At 39.6% G+C, this 25,415-nt stretch carries 19 protein-coding genes and 1 other annotated feature; of the genes, 16 read left to right on the top strand and 3 right to left on the bottom strand.

Annotation, left to right across the window (positions count from 1 at the left end; translation table 11 throughout):
- The first annotated feature begins 2 nt into the window (after nt 1–2).
- From ftsY to IGL42_RS12025, 3 genes are all read left to right on the top strand, one after another.
- A complete protein-coding gene (gene ftsY / locus IGL42_RS12035; RefSeq protein ID WP_002385216.1) occupies nt 3–1,331 on the top strand; it encodes a signal recognition particle-docking protein FtsY in 1,329 nt (442 codons plus the stop codon).
- Between the two features lie 159 nt (nt 1,332–1,490).
- Nucleotides 1,491–1,976 (top strand): cupin domain-containing protein, encoded by a 486-nt coding sequence (locus IGL42_RS12030; RefSeq protein WP_002381091.1) that lies wholly within the window; start codon nt 1,491–1,493, stop codon nt 1,974–1,976.
- Nucleotides 1,977–2,095: 119 nt separating this feature from the next.
- Nucleotides 2,096–2,494: a VOC family protein gene (locus tag IGL42_RS12025; RefSeq protein WP_002354951.1), complete on the top strand. Its 399-nt coding sequence runs from the start codon at nt 2,096–2,098 to the stop codon at nt 2,492–2,494.
- A 50-nt stretch (nt 2,495–2,544) separates the two neighbouring features.
- Here the strand turns inward: IGL42_RS12025 and IGL42_RS12020 are convergent, their stop codons facing one another.
- Together IGL42_RS12020 and IGL42_RS12015 are read right to left on the bottom strand one after the other, a co-directional pair.
- Complete coding sequence (locus IGL42_RS12020) at nt 2,545–3,441, bottom strand: YitT family protein (RefSeq protein WP_002365354.1); 897 nt, start codon at nt 3,439–3,441, stop codon at nt 2,545–2,547.
- A gap of 189 nt (nt 3,442–3,630) precedes the next feature.
- Nucleotides 3,631–4,137: a cysteine hydrolase family protein gene (locus IGL42_RS12015; RefSeq protein ID WP_010710886.1), complete on the bottom strand. Its 507-nt coding sequence runs from the start codon at nt 4,135–4,137 to the stop codon at nt 3,631–3,633.
- A 170-nt stretch (nt 4,138–4,307) separates the two neighbouring features.
- On the opposite strand from IGL42_RS12015, the gene gshAB reads away from it, so the two are divergent.
- Together gshAB and IGL42_RS12005 are read left to right on the top strand one after the other, a co-directional pair.
- A complete protein-coding gene (gshAB, locus tag IGL42_RS12010) occupies nt 4,308–6,578 on the top strand; it encodes a bifunctional glutamate--cysteine ligase/glutathione synthetase (protein ID WP_002368430.1) in 2,271 nt (756 codons plus the stop codon).
- A gap of 190 nt (nt 6,579–6,768) precedes the next feature.
- Nucleotides 6,769–6,870, top strand: a complete 102-nt coding sequence (locus IGL42_RS12005; RefSeq protein ID WP_021164442.1) for a putative holin-like toxin — start codon at nt 6,769–6,771, stop codon at nt 6,868–6,870.
- A 185-nt stretch (nt 6,871–7,055) separates the two neighbouring features.
- On the opposite strand, the gene IGL42_RS12000 is transcribed toward IGL42_RS12005, so the two are convergent.
- The gene (locus tag IGL42_RS12000; RefSeq protein WP_010710887.1) at nt 7,056–7,508 is read right to left on the bottom strand and encodes a YueI family protein; all 453 of its coding nucleotides are present in this window, start codon (nt 7,506–7,508) and stop codon (nt 7,056–7,058) included.
- Between the two features lie 184 nt (nt 7,509–7,692).
- On the opposite strand from IGL42_RS12000, the gene IGL42_RS11995 reads away from it, so the two are divergent.
- From IGL42_RS11995 to IGL42_RS11945, 11 genes are all read left to right on the top strand, one after another.
- Nucleotides 7,693–8,640 carry an ABC transporter permease gene (locus tag IGL42_RS11995; RefSeq protein ID WP_002354960.1) on the top strand — a complete coding sequence of 316 codons (948 nt, stop codon included), beginning with the start codon at nt 7,693–7,695 and terminating at the stop codon, nt 8,638–8,640.
- Nucleotides 8,637–9,602 carry an iron chelate uptake ABC transporter family permease subunit gene (locus IGL42_RS11990; protein ID WP_002371665.1) on the top strand — a complete coding sequence of 322 codons (966 nt, stop codon included), beginning with the start codon at nt 8,637–8,639 and terminating at the stop codon, nt 9,600–9,602. Before IGL42_RS11995 ends, IGL42_RS11990 begins: the two co-directional genes overlap by 4 nt.
- Nucleotides 9,599–10,354, top strand: coding sequence for an ABC transporter ATP-binding protein (locus tag IGL42_RS11985; RefSeq protein ID WP_002354962.1), 756 nt, complete (start codon nt 9,599–9,601; stop codon nt 10,352–10,354). Before IGL42_RS11990 ends, IGL42_RS11985 begins: the two co-directional genes overlap by 4 nt.
- Before the next feature lie 38 nt (nt 10,355–10,392).
- On the top strand, nt 10,393–11,346 hold the full coding sequence (locus IGL42_RS11980; RefSeq protein WP_002408267.1) for a siderophore ABC transporter substrate-binding protein: 954 nt from the start codon (nt 10,393–10,395) through the stop codon (nt 11,344–11,346).
- Between the two features lie 281 nt (nt 11,347–11,627).
- Nucleotides 11,628–11,873 (top strand) — a binding site (T-box leader).
- Between the two features lie 49 nt (nt 11,874–11,922).
- On the top strand, nt 11,923–13,566 hold the full coding sequence (locus tag IGL42_RS11975) for a peptide ABC transporter substrate-binding protein (RefSeq protein WP_002359061.1): 1,644 nt from the start codon (nt 11,923–11,925) through the stop codon (nt 13,564–13,566).
- A 21-nt stretch (nt 13,567–13,587) separates the two neighbouring features.
- On the top strand, nt 13,588–14,808 hold the full coding sequence (gene pepT / locus IGL42_RS11970; protein WP_002410998.1) for a peptidase T: 1,221 nt from the start codon (nt 13,588–13,590) through the stop codon (nt 14,806–14,808).
- Nucleotides 14,809–14,893: 85 nt separating this feature from the next.
- Entirely contained in the window at nt 14,894–15,451 is a 558-nt protein-coding gene (locus IGL42_RS11965; RefSeq protein WP_010710888.1) for a GNAT family N-acetyltransferase, read from the top strand.
- Nucleotides 15,452–15,485: 34 nt separating this feature from the next.
- Entirely contained in the window at nt 15,486–16,097 is a 612-nt protein-coding gene (locus IGL42_RS11960) for a YktB family protein (protein ID WP_002354970.1), read from the top strand.
- Nucleotides 16,098–16,462: 365 nt separating this feature from the next.
- Nucleotides 16,463–16,825 carry an LPXTG cell wall anchor domain-containing protein gene (locus IGL42_RS11955; RefSeq protein ID WP_002354971.1) on the top strand — a complete coding sequence of 121 codons (363 nt, stop codon included), beginning with the start codon at nt 16,463–16,465 and terminating at the stop codon, nt 16,823–16,825.
- On the top strand, nt 16,812–21,080 hold the full coding sequence (locus IGL42_RS11950; protein WP_010710889.1) for a WxL domain-containing protein: 4,269 nt from the start codon (nt 16,812–16,814) through the stop codon (nt 21,078–21,080). Before IGL42_RS11955 ends, IGL42_RS11950 begins: the two co-directional genes overlap by 14 nt.
- Before the next feature lie 494 nt (nt 21,081–21,574).
- Nucleotides 21,575–25,414: a WxL domain-containing protein gene (locus IGL42_RS11945; RefSeq protein WP_104680766.1), complete on the top strand. Its 3,840-nt coding sequence runs from the start codon at nt 21,575–21,577 to the stop codon at nt 25,412–25,414.
- Nucleotide 25,415 lies beyond the last annotated feature (1 nt).

Below are 25,415 nucleotides of genomic sequence, written 5' to 3'. Positions count from 1 at the left end.
GAATGGGATTTTTTGATAAAATTAAAAAAGCTTTTTCCGCTGAAAAAAAGGAAGAAGAAAAACAAGAGATAATTGAAGAAACAGTAGACGAAACACCTAGTGATGAATCAGCGCCTGCTGAATCAAAAGAAACCGCAGCAGAAGAGGCGCAAACAACGCCAGAAACGACAGCGGAAGAAGTCACAGAAACAGCCGATTTAACAGATAACGCTGAAATGGAAAAATTAGCTGGCGTAGAAGAAGCATTAGAAGAAGAGCCAGAAGAAATCTTGACAGAGGAAACACAAGAAGTTGTTGTGGAAGCGCCTGAGGAAGAAAGTAGTGTCGTGACTCCGTTGGCAGAACCAACAGACACGCAGGTTTCAGAAGAAATTGAAGAGTCGAAAGAAGAGCAGGTCCAAGAAAAATATGAAAAAGGCTTGGAAAAAACGCGTAAAACATTTGGTCAACGGTTGAACGAATTGTTTGCTAATTTCCGAAGCGTCGATGAAGATTTCTTTGAAGAATTAGAAGAAACGTTAATTGGTGCAGACGTAGGCTTTGATACATCCTTAAAAATTACAGAAGCCTTACGACAAGAAGTGAAACTGCGAAACGTGAAAAAACCAGCTCAAGTTCAAAATACCATCATTGAAAAAATGGTTGATTTGTATGAAGAAGCAGGAATTAATGAAAATAATGCGATTAACTTACAGCCAAATGGCTTAACCGTGATTTTATTTGTCGGTGTTAATGGAGTTGGTAAAACAACCAGCATTGGTAAATTAGCCCATCAATACAAGTTGGAAGGAAAGAAAGTTTTAATGGCCGCTGCCGATACGTTCCGAGCGGGCGCCATCGATCAATTAGTTGTTTGGGGCGAACGGGCTGGCGTTGAAGTTGTACGTGGGAATGCTGGCGGCGACCCAGCAGCGGTCGTTTTCGATGCAGTGGAACGTGCCAAAGCAGAGCAGGCCGATGTTTTGCTAGTGGATACAGCAGGTCGGTTACAAAATAAAGTCAACTTAATGAAAGAATTAGAAAAAATCAAACGAGTCATCCAACGAGAAATTCCAGATGCGCCTCACGAAGTTCTCTTAGTCGTGGACGCAACTACTGGGCAAAATGCGATGACACAAGCCAAACAGTTCAAAGAAACAACTGATGTCACTGGCTTAGTTTTAACCAAACTAGACGGAACAGCCAAAGGTGGTATTGTCATTGCTATTCGGAATGAATTACACTTGCCAGTGAAATTAGTTGGTCTAGGTGAAGGCATTAACGATTTAGAACCATTCAATGCCAACGATTTCGCAATGGGCTTATTTAAAGGCTTATTAAAAGATGTTTAGTTGTAGAAAATAACAGGTTTGGGAAGAACGTGGGACAGGAGTATTTAGCTTCAAGAATGAAGAAGCTACTCCTGTCCCGCCATTTATTTTAGGATTAGGACGGATGTTCTAAGTTCTTTCTAAATTGTTTCTGAAAAAAATGAAGGAGTGAGGGAGAAGATGACAGAACAAATGTGGATTGAGAAGTTAGGATTAGAAGCGCATCCTGAGGGCGGTTATTTTAAACAAACCAATAAAAGTGAACAATTGATTCCAACCAAACGAGGCGAACGGGCGTTGCATACAGCGATTTTGTTTCTATTAAATACAGAAAGTCCGTCACATTTTCATCGTTTAAAAGCGGATGAATTATGGTTTTTTCACGATGGTCAGCCATTAACCGTTCACTGTATTTTTCCTGATGGAACGTATCAAGCTGTTCAGTTAGGGAAAGACTTAGTTCAAGGACAACAGCTTTCGTTCTCAGTTCCTGCCGGCACAATCTTTGGCTCTACAGTAGCGACAGGATTTGCGTTAGTCAGTTGTGTGGTTACACCAGGCTTTGAGTTTGAAGACTTCGAGTTATTTACTCAAGCGGAATTGTTAAACGATTATCCACAACATAGTGAAATCATTCAGCACTTGGCTTATCGAGAATTACCTTAAGAAAACGTTTTAGTAACATTTCTTTTATGAATATGCTAGTATAAATCAAACAAGATTGTTGATTTTGTCGCAACGCACACTTAGCTGTCGTAGATGATTAAAAGAAAGGGATGAATCACATGGGCACAATGGTTTTTGTTAACTTCCCAGTAGCGGATGTCCAACGTTCTACAGCCTTTTATGAAAAACTTGGATTCAAAAAGAACGAGGAATTTTCAACAGAGGAAGCTAGTTCGATGATGTGGGATGATCAATTTTGGATTATGTTGTTGAACCATGATTTTTATGGAAAATTTATCCAAGAAAAGCAAATTATTGATGCGCAAACAACCAGTGGAGCATTAATTTCCTTTAGTTTAGAGAGTGCCGAAGCCGTAAAACAGTTTGGCGAAACCGCCAAAGCTAACGGAGGCAACTGTTACCGAGTTGATATGGGAATACCAGAAGAGCAAATGTATGGCTTAGAAGTGCAAGATTTGGATGGCAATAGCTTAGAACCTGTCTGGATGAAGATGTAAAAAGAGCCGCAAAATCTCTACAGATTTTGCGGCTCTTTTCCTACAAAAAACTATTGTAAATTATTGGCATTAGTAGCTTCAACACCATAAGAATCAGCTACTTTTTTCAAGCTAAATCCTTTTCCGTAGACTTCACTTGCACTCATTGAAATCAAAAAGGCTTCTTCATCAATCTCAAGAATGGCTTCTTTTAAGCGGGGAAAATCTTTTTCACGAATGACAGTCATTAAGAGCATGCCTTTCGCGCTTCGATAACCGCCTTCGATTGGCACCAAGGTCACACCTTTATCTAGTTCACGTAATAAGCGTTCTTGAATAGCGACATATTTTGGTGAAATAATCATCACATTCTTCGAGCGAACCAGACCAACTTGAATCATGTCAACGACACGACCAATTGTAAATAAACAAATTAAAGAGAATAACACAATATCTGCATTAAAAGCGTACATTGCTGATAAAATGACTAAACCATCGACGAATAAAATAGCAATACCTAAGGAAACTTTGAAGTATTTATTGACAATTTGTGAAATGATTGCTGTCCCACCAGTTGAAGCATTGCCACGGAAAACCAAGCCTAGGCCAGCACCTGTAATAATACCGCCAAATAATGCTGCTAGAAAAATATTATGTGTTAAAACAGGCATCCCTGAAGTAATTCCTACAAAAAATGGATAAATAAGACTGCCATAAATGGTTTTGACACCGACCTCTTTCCCAAGAAGTAAGAAACAAAGCACTAAAAGAGGAATATTGATGGCGTAAAGAACAATGGCGGGACTAATCCCGAAAACATAATTAATAACAATACTAATGCCATTGGCTCCGCCTGCGACAAGTTTATTTGGCAATAAGACCGCATTGATTGAAATGGCCAAAATGAATGCACCGACTGTTACATAGGCGGTGTCTTTTAAACGTTGGGCTGTAAAAAATTTGTTCATAAAATACCTCCAATTATTTATTAGTTTAGTGAATGATGACATAAAAAAAGACAGAACATGAGAGACAAGCCTAATCGACTTATGTCCCACACTCTAAATCTTCAACTAATCAACTGAACACTTTTTCCTTATACTAACATGAAATACGACAAGAAAACATAGTGAACAAACAATTTTTTGGAAAAGCCCTCAATTTATTGAAGGCAAAAAAGTCAAAAAGCGGCCAGCCCAAATAGCTTCATGATGTTGGATAATTTGTGCTGCGGTTAAATGTCCATTATCCAAGGTGGAAGTGGTTTTCGGTGTCATCAAACACGTATAGCCTAAACCATGAGCCATCCGAATTGTAGTGTCCACACAAAACTCGGTTTGGACACCAGCGATTTCTAACGTTTGAATGTCGTGTTCCGTCAGTAAATCATTTAAATTTGTTTGGTAAAAGGCATTCGCATGCGTTTTGCGGATGAAAAAATCTGTAGGTTGTGCATCCAGTTTTTCAAAAAGTTGCCAAGAGTCTGAGCCAAAAGCTAATTCGATTTCTTCATGTTGAACAAAAATAATGGGCGCATGGTGTTGGCGGTAGACAGCAATACGCTGATTGACTTTATCCAACACTGCTGGTAGACGGTACAATTGCTGCGTCGGACTTTCGATGCCTTTTTGAAAGTCAATTAAAAGTAATGCACGATTTTTCATGAGCAATCCCCACTTTCTATAAACTAGTTGTTTTGAGTATAACGGAAAAAGGCGCTCTCTAAAAGTGTCTCGAAAATTCCCAAGTGAACGTTCAAAAAAACAGCATATTTACTCGTTTTCCTATATAATAGTAAGAGAAACAGATAGTTTGTAGAAAGAAAGGCGACAAGATGAATTATAGAGAATTAATGCAAAAGAAAAATGTTCGTCCTTACGTATTGATGGCTCGTTTTGGTTTAGAAAAAGAAAACCAACGTAGTACACGAGAAGGGCTTTTAGCGACAACTGATCATCCCACGGTTTTTGGTAACCGTTCTTATCATCCATATATTCAAACAGATTTTAGTGAAACACAATTAGAACTAATCACGCCTGTAGCAAATAGCGGCACAGAAATGCTTCGTTTTTTAGATGCCATTCACGATGTGGCTCGTCGTTCGATTCCAGAAGATGAAATGTTGTGGCCATTAAGTATGCCGCCACAATTACCAACAAAAGATGAAGAGATTAAAATTGCTAAATTAGATCAATATGATGCGGTGTTATATCGTCGTTATTTGGCAAAAGAGTATGGCAAACGAAAACAAATGGTCAGCGGAATTCATTTTAATTTTGAATATGACCAAGCCCTGATTCAGCAATTATATGATGAACAATCCGAAGTGACAGATTGCAAACAATTTAAAACGAAAGTGTACATGAAAGTTGCCCGTAACTTTTTACGTTATCGTTGGTTAATTACGTATCTTTTTGGGGCTTCGCCAGTTAGTGAAGACGGCTACTTTAGGGTCTATGACGACCAACCGCAAGAACCCATTCGCAGTATTCGGAATAGTACGTATGGCTACAGAAATCATGACAATGTGAAAGTATCGTATGCCTCATTGGAACGCTATTTAGAAGATATTCATCGCATGGTGGAAAATGGTTTACTTTCTGAAGAAAAAGAATTTTATGCGCCTGTGCGCTTACGTGGCGGGAAACAAATGTCTGATCTGCCTAAAACAGGTATTCGCTATATCGAGTTGCGTAATTTAGACTTAAATCCTTTTTCACGTTTAGGCATTGTGGAAGATACCGTGGATTTCTTACATTATTTCATGTTGTATTTATTGTGGACAGATGAAAAAGAAGAAGCGGATGAATGGGTAAAAACTGGCGATATTTTTAATGAACAAGTGGCTCTTGGTCATCCTCATGAAACGATTAAGTTAATTGCAGAAGGCGATCGGATTTTTTCAGAAATGATTGATATGTTAGATGCTCTAGGCATTCGTAAAGGCAAAGAAGTTGTCGGTAAGTATTATCAACAACTGCGGAATCCACAAGACACCGTTTCTGGCAAAATGTGGACGATTATTCAAGAAAACTCCAACAGTGAACTGGGAAATATTTTTGGAAACCAATATCAAAGTATGGCCTTTGAACGCCCTTATCAATTAGCTGGTTTCCGTGAGATGGAATTATCCACACAAATTTTCTTATTTGATGCGATTCAAAAAGGTTTGGAAATCGAAATTTTAGATGAACAAGAGCAATTTTTGAAACTGCAACATGGCGAGCACATTGAATACGTCAAAAATGCCAACATGACTAGCAAAGATAACTACGTGGTACCATTGATTATGGAAAACAAAACCGTGACAAAGAAAATTTTGTCTGCAGCAGGGTTCCATGTGCCTGGCGGTGAAGAATTTTCATCTTTTATTGAGGCACAAGAAGCACATTTACGCTATGCCAATAAAGCGTTTGTCGTGAAACCAAAATCAACGAATTACGGTTTAGGAATTACCATTTTTAAAGAAGGCGCTTCGTTGGAAGACTTTACGGAAGCGTTACGGATTGCTTTTAAAGAGGACACAGCGGTTTTAATTGAAGAGTTTTTACCTGGAACAGAATATCGGTTCTTTGTGTTAGATAATGATGTAAAAGCCATCATGTTGCGCGTGCCAGCCAATGTTACCGGAGATGGCAAACACACTGTAGAAGAATTGGTGGCCGCTAAAAATAGTGATCCATTGCGGGGGACCAATCACCGTGCACCACTAGAATTAATCCAGTTAAATGATTTAGAAAAACTAATGTTGAAAGAACAAGGTTTAACTATCTATTCTGTGCCAGAAAAAGAGCAAATCGTGTACTTGCGAGAAAATTCTAATGTTAGCACGGGCGGGGATTCGATTGATATGACCGATGTCATTGATGATAGTTATAAACAAATCGCCATTGAGGCCGTAGCTGCTTTAGGAGCCAAAATTTGTGGCATTGATTTAATCATTCCTGACAAAGACGTAAAAGGCACACGTGATAGCTTAACGTACGGGATTATCGAAGCAAACTTTAATCCAGCCATGCACATGCATGTGTATCCTTACGCTGGAAAAGGACGCCGTTTAACAATGGACGTTTTAAAACTTTTATACCCAGAAGTGGTTCAATAAAAAAAGAATACCGCCAAAAAATTCATAATAGATTTTTTGGCGGTATTCTTTATAAAAACGTTTTCTTGGTGAACCCAATAGGTTATACTAAAACTATTACCAATGAAAGTTGTATGACGGTGGCTCTGAGTTAGAGAGGCAGGTGATGCCTATGTGTATCCGATGCACTTTAACGAAAGGAGCATTTTTTTTGTCAATCGAAGCGACATTGGAATTGATGATTAGTTTTGCAACCCTTGTTGCGTTACTGATTTTCGGTATCCTTGAAGCAACGAAAAACGATAAAAAATAACCGTTCATAAGCTTAGACGGCTGAACGGTTAAAGAACAACAAAAACTTAACTCAGTAAGCCACCAGTTCTTATAACTGGTGTTGGTATAAAAGGAGAGGTATGTACCCGCATACCTCTCTTTTTCATCTTTATAATAGCATAATTCTATTATAAATGGAAGCGCTCATAACTTTCCTTGAGCTTTTTATGATTGAAATAGTTTTTGCCAAAAGCCTTTTTTAGCTGTTGGCTCTTCTTTTGGCGTTTCTGTTGCTTGAGGATATTTTTCTGTAACGTCAATCACAGGTTCATCGACTGCATGTTTTTCAGCTAACAGTAAGCCGAGAGAGTCAGGGTTGTTCTCCACAAAATTGTTAACAATCTTAAAGTTTGCGCCATGCTGATTTAATAATTTAATATAGGTACTTTGCAGGTCAGAAGAGATTTCGCCATTTAAAAGTACTGTAACTTCAGGATGCTTCGCTAATTCTTCTAATAAATGTTTTTGGTTCTGTGCATCTTTCATTTCAGCGACGGTCATGGAGAGACGGCAGCGTTCACGAAATGTGCCCATGTATTTGTGTTGTTCTTCAGGATTAACGAGGGGCGTACCGTACATTCCTTTATCCAGACGTTGTTGTAAGTCATCATTCGCCATTCAGTAACACTCCTTTCCTAACGTTTCCCTCCATTATAGCATATCTTAGATAAGTCGTTGGTCAGTCGGCTTGAGAAGAAGTTTTTAATAAAGGAAAAAAAGTGGTTGCATTTGTGATGGTTTTCTCATACACTGTAATTAAGAATGAGAATCATTCTCAATTAAATAAAAATGGAGTTTTCTCATGAAAAAGATTGGTTTGTTTGTTCTACTATTACTTTTCAGCTTATTGTCATTAGTGATAGGGGTGAAGGACATTGCACTTTCTCAGTTGTTTCAATTAGATGCGCAGCAACAATTTGTTTTATTTACCACCCGTGTTCCCCGCACGTTGAGTTTAATCATTGCTGGTAGTACGATGAGTATTTCTGGATTGATTATGCAGCAACTCACACAAAATAAATTTGTCGCTCCTAGTGTCGCTGGAACAACCGATAGTGCAAGGTTGGGTATTTTAGTCGCAATGTTATTTTTCCCAACAGCTCCGTTTCTCTATCGAACGGCAATTGCTTTTATTTTTGCGCTAAGCGGGACCTTATTATTCTTAGCGCTCATTCGATTATTACCAAGTAAGAATCAAGTGATGGTCCCTTTGGTGGGCGTGATGTTTGGTAACATTCTAGGCTCAATTGCCACATTTTTTGCCTATCAATACCAATTGGTTCAAAATATGTCTGCTTGGTTACAAGGAAATTTTTCCACAGTTATGAAAGGGAATTATGAATGGTTATTCTTAATGATTCCTTTGTGGTTTGTTATTTATTTATTTGCTTATCATTTCACTGTCGTTGGTATGGGTGAAGCATTTGCAAATAGTCTTGGCGTCCATTACCAGCGAATTCAGTTTTTAGGTTTGACGCTGGTTGCTTTAGCAAGTGCCATCGTTTTATTGATGGTGGGGAATATTCCGTTTTTAGGGGTTGTGATTCCTAATCTCGTGTCTTTACGTTATGGCGATCATATGAAAAATACCTTGTGGTTAACTGGGATTTGCGGGAGTTTGTTCTTGTTAATCTGTGATATTTTAGCACGAGTATTGATTGCCCCCTATGAAATTCCTGTCAGCGTGGTTGTCGGAACATTAGGGAGCATTTTGTTCATTTTATTATTACTAAGGGGGCGCAAACAATGAAACGGCCTTTAAAAAAATGGCTTTCATTACTTTTGCTTTTAGCTGCCGTAGTAATTGTGAGTCTTTGTTATTTAACTTATAACACGTATGGCAATTGGTCCTTTGCTTTGGCGTTACGAGGCAAAAAGTTATTGGCTTTTATTTTTGTTGGAATCGCTGCGGCTTTTTCAACTATTAGTTTTCAAACGGTCACGCAAAATCATTTCCTAACGCCAAACATTTTAGGGATGGATTCCTTGTATGTCTTTGTGCAGACGGTGTTATTTTTTCTTTTAGGAGGCGCACAAGCGTTAGGTCAAGTAAGTCTTGGCTCGTTTTTGATGAACGTCTTTTTAATGGTGTTTTTAAGTACTAGTTTATCGTATTTTCTATTACGCAAAAATCAATCCGATTTATTTTTATTATTGATGATTGGCATGATTTTAGGTACTTTTTTCAGTAGTATTAGTACGTTTTTACAAGTGATTATGGATCCTAACGAATACGACTTACTCCAAGGAAAGTTGTTTGCCAGTTTTGGTAACGTCAATAGTCAGTATCTCGTTTTCGTTGGTGTGGCGGTACTCATGATTTGTGGGATACTTTGGCGGGAAAGTTACCGTTTAGACGTTTTACATTTAGGGAACCATCAAGCACAGAATTTGGGGATTGCTGTGAATCAGTTTCAATTAGTGTTGTTGTGTTTGATTAGTAGTCTGGTCGGCTTATCAACAGCATTAGTGGGACCGATTACATTTTTAGGTTTTATCGTGGCCAATATGAGTTATCAATTCATGAAAACCTATCGCCACCGAGAACTGTTTGTGGCAGGGAGTTTAATAGCAGTCTTTTTACTGGTGTTCGGTCAATTGATGGTTGAACAGGTCTTTCATTTGAATACCCCGCTAAGTGTGGTGATTCAATTTGTTGGGGGCGTTTATTTTATATGGAAAATTATTGCAGAAAGGAAGCAACGCACATGATCCAGATGAGTGATGTATCAAAAAAATATGGCGATAAATTTGTCGTTTCAGACATTGATTTACCTATTTCTGAAGGCAAATTAACGGCCTTTATTGGGCCAAATGGCGCTGGGAAAAGCACGCTGCTAGCCATGATGAGTCGTTTAATTCCCAAAGATACCGGGGAAATTTATCTGGACAAGCAAGAAGTAAAAACCTGGAAGCAATCGGCTTTTTCACAAAAAATTGCCCTTTTAAAACAAGCCAATGGTGTACAACTTAAATTAACTGTGCGAGAACTGGTCAATTTTGGTCGTTTTCCTTATTCCAAAGGTCGCTTAAAAAGCGCTGACCACGAAAAAGTAACAGAAGCACTGGAACAATTGGGCTTAACTGAAATGGCAGAAGAATACATTGATACCCTTTCTGGGGGCCAATTACAAAGGGCGTATATTGCCATGATTTTAGCCCAAGATACCGATTATATTTTATTAGATGAGCCCTTAAATAACCTCGACATGAATTATGCGGTTCAAATGATGCAGATTCTTAAACGCTTAGTGGATGAACTAGGAAAAACGATTCTGATTGTTCTACATGATATTAATTTTGCCGCAAGCTATGCAGATGAAATTGTCGCCATGAAAGGCGGAAAGCTCTATGCGCATGGCGCAACAGAAGAAGTTATTCAAACAAGTATTTTAAATGATCTTTATGAAATGAATATCCGGATTTGTGAAATTGAAGGAAAACGCTTTTGTCTTTATCACTAAATCGGGCAATTTAAAAATAACGTTTTTGGAGGAAAAGAATGAAAAAGAAATTTTTAGCAATGATGGCAGTTTCAATGATGGGACTGTTGATGTTAAGTGCTTGTCAAACAAATAAAAAAACAGCAGATTCTGCAACAACAGAAACAACAGCTAAAACGGAAGTCACAGTCAAAGACACCAATGGTCAATTAACCGTTCCCAAAAATCCTCAGAAAGTCGTTGTTTTTGATAATGGTTCCTTGGATACAATGGATGCACTAGGTGTCGGTGACCGCGTGGTAGGTGCGCCAACTAAAAATATCCCTGCGTATTTGGAAAAATACCAAAAAGTTGAATCAGCAGGCGGCATTAAAGAACCAGATTTAGAAAAAATCAATCAACTAAAACCAGACTTAATTATTATTTCTGGTCGTCAACAAGATTATCAAGAACAATTAAAAGCCATTGCGCCAACCATTTACTTAGCTGTAGATGCCAAAAATCCTTGGGCATCAACGAAACAAAATATCGAAACGTTAGGCACTATTTTTGATAAAGAAGAGGTAGCTAAAGAAAAAATAACTGGCTTAGAAAAAGAAATTGCTGACGTGAAAAAACAAGCAGAAGCTAGCGCGAATAATGCGCTTGTTGTGTTAGTTAACGAAGGACAACTTTCCGCTTACGGAAAAGGCTCTCGTTTCGGTTTAATTCATGATACATTTGGCTTCAAAGCAGCAGACGATAAGATTGAAGCTTCCACTCATGGGCAAAGTGTTTCTTACGAATATGTTTTAGAAAAAAATCCTGGGATTCTCTTTGTGGTAGATCGCACCAAAGCAATTGGTGGCGACGATTCAAAAGATAACGTCGCTGCAAACGAATTGATTCAAAAAACCGATGCTGGTAAAAATGATAAAGTCATTATGCTTCAACCAGATGTTTGGTATCTAAGCGGTGGTGGATTAGAATCAATGCATTTGATGATAGAAGATGTTAAAAAAGGATTAGAGTAAAAAAAAGCCTAGGACAAAAATCACTTTGGATTTTTGTCCTAGGCTTAAAAGCTGATAAACGGCGGGAACAAAAGCAACTCCTTCGGAAATAAGCTGAAATTCTCCAAAAATTAAAGAACAATTTTCGGAAATTTCTTCTTATTTCTCGGAGCTAAACACTTCTGTCCCGACCTTCTTGATGAAAAACAAAAAAGTTTTAAATTAAAAATGTGGTTGACGGCCTCGAAAATGTTTGCTAAACTATCCGTAAATCAGTATGATTGATGAAACAAATAAAAGAACAAAATGTGATGAGAAGGAAAGTACTTTTTAAAATAGCTTGCAGAGAGCCTCGTTTGGTGAGAAGAGGTAGTGACGTTAAAGGGGAAAATGGCCTTTGAACAGGTTGGTTGAAGCCGTTTGCTTAAACCAATTCAGGTGCGCCTGTTATAGCGCTACAGTATGATTGTACTGGAAACGAGCGGATCTTTTTTAGCGAAGAGATCAACAAAGGTGGTACCGCGATTGCATAAGCATTCGTCCTTTTTAGGACGAATGCTTTTTTTATTTGTTTAAAAAATATGAGGGGGCAACAACATGAAATTGGGGAAAAAAGTAGTAGGTTTGATTGCAACAGGGTTTCTTTTAGCCGCATGTGGCGGAACCAAAGAAGCGGCAGAGAAAGTAGATTCGGGAAATTTAGCAGCTGAACAAAAAATCAGTATTAGTTCACCTGCACCAATCTCAACATTGGATACAACACAAACAACAGATAAAAATACCTTTACAATGGCACAACATTTATTTGAAGGCCTTTATCGGTTTGATGATGATAGTGCCACGGTGCCAGCTCTAGCTAAAGATGTCAAGATTAGTGACGATGGGCGCAAGTACCACTTTACCTTGCGGGAGGGGATTAAGTGGAGCAATGGCGAGCCAATTACGGCCCAAGATTTTGTTTATTCTTGGAAAAAACTGGTGACACCAGCGACGATTGGACCGAATGCTTATTTACTAGACAGTGTTAAAAATAGTTTTGAAATACGCAACGGTGAAAAGTCAGTCGATGAATTAGGGATTTCAGCCCCTAATGACAAAGAATTCATTGTTGAATTAAAACAGGCCCAACCTTCCTTCTTAGCAGTCGTTTCGATTGCTTGGTTAGCGCCACAAAATCAAAAATTTGTCGAAGCGCAAGGTAAAGATTATGCCTTGGATAGTGAACATTTACTTTATAGCGGGCCATTTACGCTAGCCAATTGGGATGCGACTTCAGATACTTGGACATTGAAAAAAAATCCAGAATACTATGATGCGGATCAAGTGAAACTGGAAGAAGTTGCGGTTAGTACAATCAAAGAAGATAATACTGGGATTAACTTATATCAAGCGAATGAACTAGACTTAGTTCGCATTAACGGACAATATGTTCAACAATATCAAGATGATCCAGGCTATGTCAGTCATCCAGATGTGGCCAACTACTTCTTAGATTTCAACAAAAAAGAAGGAACGCCATTAGCGAATGTTCATTTACGAAAAGCGATTGGCCAAGCAATTGATAAAGAAGCCTTAACACAAAGTGTCTTAAACGATGGGTCAAAACCCCTCAACGGATTGATTCCAAGTAAACTTTATGCGAATCCAGAAACAGATGAAGATTTCCGAGCTTACAGTGGCGAATATTTGAAAAATGACGTCAAAAAAGCTCAAGCTGAATGGACGAAAGCCCAAGCGGATGTTGGTAAAAAAGTGAAACTTTCATTGCTGGCGGCAGATACAGATCAAGGAAAACGAATTGCTGAATATGTTCAAAGTCAGTTGCAAGAAAATCTGCCAGGTTTAGAAATTACCATTTCATCGCAACCAAGTAATAATGTGAATCAATCGCGACGTGAAAAAAATTATGAGTTGTCCCTTTCAGGATGGATTGCCGGCAGTAGTGAATTAGACTCTTACTTTAACTTATATGCGGGAGAATCAAGTTACAATTATGGCAATTATCATAATGCCAAATACGACCAACTGGTAGAAGATGCGCGAACGATTAATGCCAATAATCCAGAGAAACAATTTGCAGAATACAAAGAAGCGGAAGACATCTTGTTGAACCAAGATGCTGCCCAAGTACCGCTGTATCAAAGTGCCTCAAATTATCTAATCAATCCTAAATTGAAAGGCATTAGTTATCACTTGTATGGGGACTATTTCCACTTGCGCAATGCTTATTTAACAGAATGATTCAGGAAGAAGGAGTAAAAAATGGAAAAATTAGTCGAACGATTTTTAACTTACGTGAAAGTTAACACCCGTTCAGATGCCAACAGTCAAACCACACCGACGACGGTCGGTCAAGTGGTTTTAGCCAAAATGATTGAAACAGAACTTCATGAATTAGGCTTGGCCGATGTGCATTATAACGAACAAAACGGCTTTTTAACGGCACGGTTGCCTGGTAACCAACCTGCAGCGAAGAGTATCGGTTTGATTGCACATCTGGATACGGCGGATTTTTCAGCAGAAAATATCCGTCCCCAAGTCATCACTAATTATGATGGCCAAGATGTCCTCTTGAATCAAGAACAAGGCATCGTTTTATCGGTTGCTGAATTTCCCAATTTAAAAGAGTATCAAGGGGAAACGTTGATTACTACAGACGGAACCACACTTTTAGGAGCAGATGACAAAGCGGGAATTGTCGAGATATTAGCTACTGTTGAGTATTTTTTGGCACATCCAGAAGTAGCGCGGGGGGATGTTTGGCTCGCCTTCGGTCCAGATGAAGAGATTGGACGCGGGGCCGATCAATTTGATGCGCCGAACTTCCCAGTCGCTTTTGCGTATACGATTGACAGTGGCCGCGTGGGGCATTTCGAGTATGAAACGTTTAACGCTGCTCAAGCTGTGATAACAATTGAGGGAACCAGTGTCCATCCGGGAACGGCCTATGGTTCGTTAGTGAATGCCATTAAATTAGGCGAACAACTTGATCAATCACTACCGCAAAAGGAAGTACCAGAACAAACACGTGGAAATGAAGGATTTTATTTACTCAATAAATTTACAGGAAGTATTGAAAAAGCAGAACTTGTCTATATCATTCGGGATCATGATCAAGAAAACTTTCAAGCGAGAAAGCAATTTTTGGAAAAACAAGTCCAACGTTTAAATGCGCTGGCGGATAAACCCAGACTAACAATTACTTTCCAAGACCAATACTATAATATGAAGGAAATCATCGAAAAAGATTGGACTCCTGTAGAATTGGCCGTCCAAGCAATGGAAAGTTGTGACATTGAACCAATCATCACACCATTTCGTGGCGGGACAGATGGTTCTAAGATTTCTTTCATGGGCATTCCCACGCCTAATCTATTTACAGGTGGCGAGAATTTTCATGGGCAATATGAATTCATTACCGTTGAATCAATGGCCAAAGCTGTTCAGACGATCATTGCCATCATTCGCTTAAACGCTAATTAAAGAAACACGCAAGGGAAATGCCGATTTTCCTTGCGTGTTTCGCTGTTTTTCGGTAAAGTATGTAGAAAAGTAGGGAGTTTTGCTCATGAATTATCCATTGATTTTTGCAGAAAACCAACGAATCGAAACCGAACGCTTGATTTTAAGGCCCGTCACATTAGCCGATGCAGAAGATATGTACGAATATGCTTCAGATGAGGAAACGGTCCGCTATGTGTTCTTGAAAAACCAAACAATCGCTGAAACACGACAAAACATTGCTAAATATTTTATGGGGGAACCTTTAGGAAAATATGGGATTGAAGTGAAAGAAACGGGCAAAATGATTGGCACGATTGATTTGCGGGTCAATGAAACCAATAATATTGGAGAATTAGGCTATGTCTTGAACCGTGCCTTTTGGGGCAATGGCTACATGCCTGAAGCCGCGACGGCGTTAGTTGAACTGGGTTTTGCAAAAATGAAACTCATGAGAATCTTTGCTTTACATGATCAAGACAATCCAGCTTCTGGTCGTGTCATGGAGAAAATTGGTTTTACCTACGAAGGAACACTACCCAATGCTCGAATTAGTAAAGGGAAAATTGTCACAGATGTTTATCGTGGGATGACACTGGAAACATGGCAAAATCGACAAAAATAGAAGCGGAAGACAAGTTAAGAGAGGAATTAGAGAAATGTTGATGTTTACAGAAAAAGAATTCGCAGCCTTTGAAGTTGCTGGATTAGATGAACGAATGGCGGTTATCCGTGCGCAAATTCAACCTATTTTTCAAGAATTAGACACGTATTTTGCCGAACAACTAGCGCCTGAACTAGGAACGGAGTTGTTTGTCCATATTGCGCAACATCGCCGTCGCACCGTGTATCCACCAGAAAATACTTGGTCAGCACTTAGTCCGAATAAGCGCGGGTATAAAATGCAGCCGCATTTTCAATTAGGCATTTGGGGCGACTATGTGTTTATGTGGTTGTCATTCATTGATAATCCTAAAAATGAAAAGCAGATTGCGCAAGCCTTTTTAGAGAATCAGCAATTATTCCAAGCATTACCAGAAGATACGTATGTTTCCTTGGATCATACGGTTCCTCAAATTACTCCGCTGATGGAAACGGATTTAGAAAAAGCCTTAACTCGTTTTAGAGATGTAAAAAAAGGTGAGTTTGAAATTGGGCGCATCATTCCCAAAGATAGTGACTTGTGGCAAAACCCTGAAAAAGCACGCGCTTATATGTTGGCAACCTATCAACAACTCCTGCCATTGTATCAATTAGCTGTTGCCCAATAAGAGAAACAGACAGTTATTTTTTGTTTTAGTGTTATTTTATCGAATTATCCAATCGTCAAAAATGAGAAAAGCTCACAATGTTAGTTTTAATTACTAACATTGTGAGCTTTTCTTTAGTTTTTTTGAAAAAAATTAAGGGATGACTGGCTGATTTCTATGGAAAAGTACGTTTTGATAGCCTTTTTTGCTTAAATAACAAGAGTAGCAACCCTTGCTTAATAAGGGATTTTCGCGAATAGATGTTGTCAAATGAAAAAAAATGATGTTTTGAACAAAGAGTTCTTTGCTATTATAAAGGTATGATAAAGGTTGTTTACGCATTCTTTGTATAGAAGAATGTGAATGAGTTAAAAGGAGGTTTTTAAATGAAAAAAAAGCGTTATTTAATAATTGCGTGTTTACTATTTTCCCCTAGTTTTTTTATAAATGTTGAAGCATCTGAGGGTGGTTCTAGTTCGGTGGGGATTGAATTTTACCAAAATCCGAGAACACCCGCTCCTAAAGATGCCCCACCGAAAACAGATGCGCCAGCTGCTGATCCCAAGGAACCAGATGGTCCTCCGCAAGGAGATCAACGAAGTGGTGGTTCGACACAGACCACCACAACTGGCTCGCAGCTCCCTCGTACAGGGAGCAAGAGTCAGGCAAATCTTAGCATTCTTGGTCTTGTCTTGATTGGTCTTGTCGGAATGGTCCAGAGAAAGAAGGGACGACATGAAGCAAACTAAGTGGCAACGATTAGCAACCATTGGCTTGTGTAGTTCTTTAGTGATTAACGCTTTTTCTGGCGTGACCGCAGTTGCGGAAACAATCACGATTGAAAGTAGTCCGACAGTAGCAAGTAGCGCTAAGGAAGCAACATCAGCAAGTAGCGCAACGCCAGAAAGTACGGAAAGCAGTCAAGAAACGACTGAAACGAGTCGGGAAGAAGTGACACAGGAAACAGTGGAACAAGAAGATACAACGGAAATAGCTCAAGAAGAAAATCTGCTGGAACCATCTGGTATTCAAGCGAAAATTATGCCTAGAGCATTTGTCTGGGCAGCTACAGGAACCACGAATAGAACCACGGTTCGTCTTAACGATGTAGTTGATTATCGAATGAAACTGGAAAATATTACAACAGATGATACAAATTCAGATATTGTTGGTCCGATTCGAATTGAATCAAAATTGGCAGCTGGAATGACTAGACCAACGTCAGTTATTATCAAAGTTGGCCCCGAGGAACAAAATGTAGTTATAGGAGAAGGCTCTCATAATGCCAATAGTGGTGGCGAATATTTTGTTTGGACAGAGTCGACTAGGACGGTCACTGCATTTATCAATCGTCTACACGGGCGAACTTCTGGAAATACTGGGTATATCAAAACATTGTATTTTCAGACAAGAATTACTTCGGGTACACACAACGAAAAAAAATATATCGATTCCACGATTCGATTTAATGGATTTGGCGCAGTGAATAGACGAAATGAAATGACGTATGTGGATAGATTTTCTGGTAACTTAGGTTTGAAAGGGAATTTAAAATTTTACGATGAGGATGGAGTGGCTAGTAAGGAACAAATGAGTCTTTCCATAAACCCAGTATTATTTAAATCAACCAATTCGAGAGTAGAAGGGACGCTGTTAAGATATCCTTTAACTATGACAAATGCTGGTAGTGGGCTTTATAGGTTTGATACAGGACTAAAAAATATAGGTACTAGTAACGGGGGTTCGTGGTTTTTCTTTAGTAACGATATTGTGATTAATTTTGCTACAGCTACCACCAATAGAATTGATAAAATTGTGTTAGCACCACCTAAAGCAACACTTCCAGACAGCCGAACAGGTGTGATGACTTCCAGAGCGTACACATCAACAACTTATACGAGAAGTAACTATGATATTTCAACATATAACTTTACTAAAGCGACTGGTAAGACATGGCGTATAACGAATCGTAGTTCTAATAGCGGAGTAAGCACCAATATTATGTTTAGTGACAATCTTGTAGGAACAACAGGACAGTTCAATAAAGGGAATTCTGGTGCTACTATTAATTATTATATTTATTACAAAAAGCTTTATGAGAATTTTGTTAATAGTAACGGACAAAAAATTACACCACCATCAGGATTCACACAAGGAAAGCGAACGGTTATTAATAGTGAAGCGTACACTTTTAAACAAAGTGGCACCTTGCCAGACACCTATCAAGCAGGCGGCAAAACCTACAAATTCAAAGGCTGGTACAAAGGCAAAACCAAGCCAAACACCTTGACCGCGACTAAAGCACCAAGCTATGCGGTGACTTATGATGATAATGATGATTTGAATGTGGTGTATGAGGAGATTAAGGTTTTGGAATTTCCTAGTCGTACATATCAATTTGGGTTTGTTGATGAATCAGGTAAGCGAGTAGATGCCTCCACGATTGATTTGACATATGATAATTGGTACGGTATTGGTACTGAGCCACCCAACAATATCCCATCAGCATGGGCAACTACTAAAATAGAAACAGGGATTAAGGCAAATACAAAAAATAATCTTAAAGAAATCATATACCCAGTTCAATATCTTGAAACGAATAGTAATGATTCATTTCAATTTAGTGCAGTAAACTTAAGATATCAGCTTCCAAGAATTTATAAATCCATCAGTATACAAAATCAACAAGGTGGTTTTGATGCCGCATATCCTTATCCAAGTATACTAAACCCATCAGGTGCGGAAATAAATAATACTCCTCAATATTTTGAATTAAAGAATAATGGAGGACAGGAGTTTGTGTTCAATAGAACAACAGCCGCCGCTCCCGAAAATGTTCAGCTTCCATTTTATTTAAGATATGTATCGAGTTTTCTTACGGGGAAAGCAATGTACTATACGATTCAAGGTCCAATCTATTACTATCTAACCAACCGCCGTGTCACCGAAAACTTCGTGGACGCCAACGGCACTAAAATCACGCCACCAACAGGCTTTACGCAAGGAAAACAAACAGTAATTAACAGTGACCCATACACCTTTAAACAAAGTGGCACCTTGCCAGACACTTATACAACAGGCGGTAAGACCTACAAGTTCAAAGGCTGGTACAAAGGCAAAACCAAGCCAAATACCTTGACCACCACCAAAGCGCCAAGCTATGCGGTGACTTATGATGATAATGATGATTTGAATGTGGTGTATGAGGAGATTGAAGCTTTTGATTTTCCAGCGCTGACCTATCAATTCGGGTTCGTAGACGAGTCTGGCAAACGAGTAGATGCTTCAACGATTAAACTAACCTATGACAATTGGCATGGAGAAGGATTAGCAACCAATTCAGCTGATTCAAATAAACCTGATTACTGGAAAACAGTCAGTCTTGAAAAAGGTCAAGTTGCACCAACCAAAAACAATTTGAAGGAAATTGCTTATCCTGCGCAATCACTTGAAATACTGAGTGATCGAAGTACACAACATAGTGCGGCTAATTTAACCTTTACACTACCCAATTACTATGAAAAAATAAGTGTTTATAACAAGAGTGGTACTTTTGATATAGCTTACCCGTTTCCTAATATTCAAGGTAATAATTATTCAGAGCCATTTGTCGAAGGTGAGAATAAGCTACTTTCTAGAAACTTTGAGTTAAAGAATAACGGGAGTCAATCGTTTATCTTTAATCGAACAACCACGGCTGCTCCGATAGATATTCAGGTACCCAGTTATTTGCGAAAGGTTGTCCACAATCCTAATTTGGGATCGGGGGTAGCAACCTATCTTACAATTGATAAACCAGTCTATTACTATCTAACCAATCGTAAAGTCACCGAAAATTTCGTAGACACCAACGGCACTAAAATCACGCCACCAACAGGCTTTACGCAAGGGAACCAGATTCCCATGACGAGCAACACCTTCAAGTATACGAGCGCAAAAGCCTTACCAGCTAGTTATACAACAGGCGGTAAAACTTACATTTTCCAAGGCTGGTACAAAGGTAAAACCAAGCCTAATACTTTAACAACCAGCACTACGCCAACATACAATACAACTTTTGATGGCAATGACGACATGACGGCGATGTATAAGGAAGAAGTGCCGAAAGCAAGTGTCGCTTTAACTCGCATTACCGCTGAAACCGTGACTAGCGGCGGCAATGTCACCTGGCGTGCCACAATTACCAATACAAGCCAAGCGCCACTAACCACGGCGACCATCAAGAAATCAACCGCTTGGACAACTGGCTTAGCAGCACCAACCGCCATGATTGTCACGCCAGCTGGCGGAACCGCAAAAACAGTTCCCGTCACAGCGACTACGTGGACCAATGGTGTTAGCTTAGGCACTGACATTCCCGTAGGAAAATCTGCCACGGTTCAGTTCACTACGAAAGCGACGGGGACAGCGGGGCAAGTCTTGCGCGCTGGGATTACCACCAGTGGGAATTACAGTGGTGTTTCTACTTCGGCCACCGTACGTGTGAAAGACAATGATCAAGCAATTGTAACACCAACGGCTGAAGGCTTCATCAGTGTTCCAACCTTCAATTTTGGTCAAGTTGGGGTAGCGGGAAGCACGCAACAGCATGGCCTGAAAAAAGCCGCTGATTACTATGGCAACGGCACACGCAATCCCTATCTGCGGATCAAGAAAACCCAACCGAATTGGAGCTTAACGGCGCAACTGTCACAACCAAAATCAGCCACAGACAGCTTGCCGACAGCGACCCGCTTATTATTAGGGGCGGCTCCTGTTTCGAGTTTCTCAAATTACAACCAACCTACCGAGTTGAAAAATGCGGTCGGTACTACGAGTACCATTAGTTTGAATGCCAACAACACGGCCACTAGGATTATTGCCAACCAGCAATTCACTGGGAGTAATATTTATCAGTTGGACTTCACCTTCAACAATGTCAAACTTGAAGTGCCAGCCAACCAAGGGGTCAAGGGGCAACAATACCAAGCCGCAGTTACGTGGAACCTAGTTACAGGTCCTTAAAATAGTTAAGTTATCACGAGGAAAGCTCAAAATGTTAGTGTTTGATACTAACATTTTGAGCTTTTTCTTATAAAGATTAAGGTGTTTGGCTGAAAATCAGTAGCAAAATGGCAGATTCTCTTAATTTTCGAGTGTTTTTCTAGTGAAAAAGTGCTCTTCCGCCTTGGTATAATAGGAATCATCAGAAAAGTAGCTTAGCTGTAGCAAAATTTAAAATTTCAGGGCCACCTTTTTTTTGATAGAATAATGGAGAAAATTAAAAGGTGTACATATACCAATGAACAATAAATCAATACATAAAAAGGAGAATAGCATGAATCAAAAATGGCAAAAGTTACTTCCAACAAGGAACTCACCTAAGAGGTGGTTCAGCACAAGCTATCACGACTGACCCTTGCGCCCTGTACGAAGGGACAAGGGGCAAGCAAATTTTAGCATTCCCAGCTTAGCCTTCATCGGCTTGGCGGGAATGGTACATAGAAAGAAGGGACGACATGAAGAGAATTAACTGGCAACGCTTAGCAACCATTGGCTTGTGTAGTTCTTTAGTGATTAACGCCTTTTCTGGCGTGACCGCAGTTGCGGAAACAGTCACGAGTGAAAGTAGTCCGACAGTAGCAAGTAGCGCAACGCAAGAAAGTACGGAAAGCAGTCAAGAAACGACTGAAACGAGTCGGGAAGAAGGAACACAGGAAACAGCGAAACAAGCAGAAATACCAGAGGTGAAAACTGAAACAACAGAATCGGTACCAGAAAATAGTAGTGAAAATGACCGACAAAAGAGTATTTCGCCACGTTGGGTGCCGAATAATCAAGTGATTTATCCGAGAATAACCTTGGCTTTCACTAATGAATCAGGGCAAGCTTTTACTGATGAAAACTTAACGTTATCAGGGACGTATACTAAATTTGGATATGAAAATGCAACTAGTTTATGGCGATCGTATGCGGTTAATTATCCAATTACTTCTTCTAATGCAGAAGGCGGTCAATATCGAGTAGCTGTCAATGCAACGGTTCCTTTACCATACGATTTTTTCACAGATTTACCAGCAAATTATAGGATGAATATATACGCGGTTGAACAATTAAAGATTGATAACACGCTAAAGTATGTCGACAGTATTGTTGCTGTGCCCAATTCTACACTGAGGATGACCAGATATAGTGCACAACAAACAACTGAGTTACCGCAGTTTGGAAATCATATGACTCCTTTTGTATTACGCACAAGAGATAGCGTGTTTTCTAAAAGCAGTGAAAATGTTTTCTCTCTAAACACGGATGGTAATGAATTTTTAAGAATCCTGAGTGTCGCCCCCATTGGCACTCCAGTAGAACCAGTATTATACGGATTTGATGGCACTGCAACGTACCGAGAAACACTTAATTACGTAGTCACTCGGAAACAAGTCACCGAGAAGTTCGTAGATGCTAACGGCGTAGCTATCACGCCGCCAACAGGTTTTACCCAAAACAAGAAAACACCAATGACCAGCAATGACTTCACCTTCAAACAAGCTAGTACTTTGCCAGACACCTATCAAGCAGACGGCAAAACCTACAAATTCAAAGGCTGGTACAAAGGCAAAACCAAGCCAAATACCTTGACCACCACCAAAGCGCCAAGCTATGCGGTGACCTATGATGGGAATGACGATTTGACGGTGGTGTATGAGGCGATTCAAGAAGGAAAAGGAATGTCATCTGTTCAGGTGATGAATAAGGCGATTCAGAATCCAGTGACTTTGCCTGATCGCATGTATCGTGTCCTATTTATCAATGAAACAGGGGGGCTGACATTTGCTGATCGTTATGGCTTTACTGGAGAATTAGTTGAGGTTGCGGATGGCAAAGTGACGCCAATTGGCCCAGTCCCGACTAACAATAATAGCGCAGTAAAAGAAATCACTATACCAGGTCGGGTTTTCGATACAGAAAGACCTACGCCGTTGCAATATGGAGTTCGCAATGCAACCTTTACGTTGCCCAAAATGTATAAAACCGTAACGTATCAACCTGGCCCAAATTATACAGGTACAGCCTACTCTATTCCAGAAACGTATCGTCTTAGTTTAAGAAGTGGTGTCAAAAGTGACATCGATACAACTGGATGGCGAATTGGTCTTGACCCGACAACAGATCCACAAAAGTTTACGATGAGCGGTATATACTGGTCATCAATGCCTACAAATGTTAGACTTGCAACACTATTAAGTGCGACTATTACTGGTAAAGGAGTAGAACCGAGTGTCTATACACTAGATGAAAATGCACGTATGTATCTTTACCTAGAAAATCGTCGTGTTACGGAAAACTTCGTAGATACCAATGGTACTAAAATCACCGCACCGTCAGGTTTCACCCAAGGGAAAAAAACAGTAATTACTAGTGATTCGTACACCTTTAAGCAAAGCGGAGATTTGCCAGATACCTATAAAGTCGGCACGAAAACCTATCAGTTCAAAGGCTGGTACAAAGGTAAAAACAAACCAGACACCTTGACGACGACTAAAGCTCCCAGTTATCCAGTCACTTATAATGATGATGATGATTTGACGGTAGTCTATGAAGAAGTCGTGATGAAAACGTATAATTTACCAGCCAAAGATGTGTACTTTGGTTATGTTGATGAGGCAGGTAACCTATTGAATACAGCAGGCTTTTCTGTAGAAGCCGAATTAGGTGAAAGTGACGAAACTGAATCAACAGTATTAGGGAAAATCCAAGGAACTGATGAAGTGATGAGTAAATTAAAAAAATTATCGATTCCTGGCAAGTCATATGATTTCCCGATAGATAAGCTTAAGACATACGGTGCAAGGTCTGTTAATCATACAATTCCTAAACAATATAAGACAATGTCGATTACACCGCTAGCTACTTATACGGGAGATAAAACAAAGTATCCTATGACCAAAGAGATCCGGAAAAATATAGAAGCGCCATATACGGTTGTTTCTCAAGCTGACGGAGCAGAAGCCTTCAAATTAACTAACGCTGGAACTTTTTTTAGAACCAGACGAGCTTTTTGGACATGGGACCCGAATAACACGTTGTATGCTATGGGAATTTATTCAGGGACAGTCGGAAAAAACTATAACTTAGCTTCTCCAGAGGGAACAATCTACTATTATTTAGAAAACCGTCGTGTCACTGAAAACTTTGTGGATCCAAGCGGCGCTAAAATTACACCGCCAACAGGCTTCACGCAAGGAAAACAAACGGTGATTGACAGTGATAATTTCACTTACGCTAGTACGAAAGCCTTACCAGACACTTATACAACAGGAGATAAATCCTATAAGTTCAAAGGCTGGTACAAAGGTAAAACCAAACCAGGCACCTTGACAACGACTAAAACACCAAGTTACGCCGTGACTTACGACGATAAAGATGACATGACAGCGGTCTATGAGGAAGTCCAACCAACAGCAGAAATGACGGTTAGTCGGTTACTAGAAGTGATCCCAAATGAAGCTTCTATGATGTGGATAGTTAAACTAAAAAATACCAGTGAAGTTCCATTGACCAACGTTAAACTAGCTCCAACGGCCAAATGGGCGGCAGGTATTTCACCACCAACACAATTAGCTGTTCGCATTGGTAATACACCAAATAAAATTATTCCAGTGACGGCAGAACAATGGCAAGCAGGAGTTAACTTAGATATAGAGATTCCTGTGAACGGCGAAGCCTTAGTGACAGTGAACACAGCGAAAATTACGGGAGAACCAAGACAACTTTTAACCGCAGAAATGACAGCTAGTGGAAACTTTTCTGCAGTGACAGCTAGTAACTTTGTACGTATTCAAGGAGAAGATCAAACGATTACGCCAACACCAGTAGAAGAAGGTTTCATTAGTACACCAACGTTTGATTTTGGGAAAATTACGATTAACAGTAGCACTAAGCAGTACGGACTGAAAAAAGCAGCTGATTACTATGGCAACGGCACACGTAATCCATATCTACGAATAAAGACAGGCCAACCTAATTGGCAGTTAACAGCACAATTGTCACAGTTAACAGCGTCAGCTGATAGTTTGCCAACTAGTACGCGTTTATTATTAGGAAGTGCGGATGTTATAGCAATCGAAAACTATAATCAAGTCACAGAGTTAACAAATAAAGTTGGGGTTACGAAAGCCTTAACTTTGACGAGTGACGGTACATCTACACCAGTAATTCTTAATAACCAATTTACAGGTAATGATGTCTATCAATTAGATTTTGATTTTGCCAATGTGAAATTAGAAGTCCCTGCCAATCAAGGGAAAATAAATGAGAAATATCAAGGAACGGTGACGTGGAACTTAGTCACTGGACCTTAAA

The organism is Enterococcus sp. DIV0712 (assembly GCF_050554855.1).
In the GTDB taxonomy this organism is placed as follows: domain Bacteria; phylum Bacillota; class Bacilli; order Lactobacillales; family Enterococcaceae; genus Enterococcus; species Enterococcus faecalis.
The sequence above is the reverse complement of the archived record's forward strand: the minus strand, read 5'-3'. Positions and strand labels throughout refer to the sequence as shown.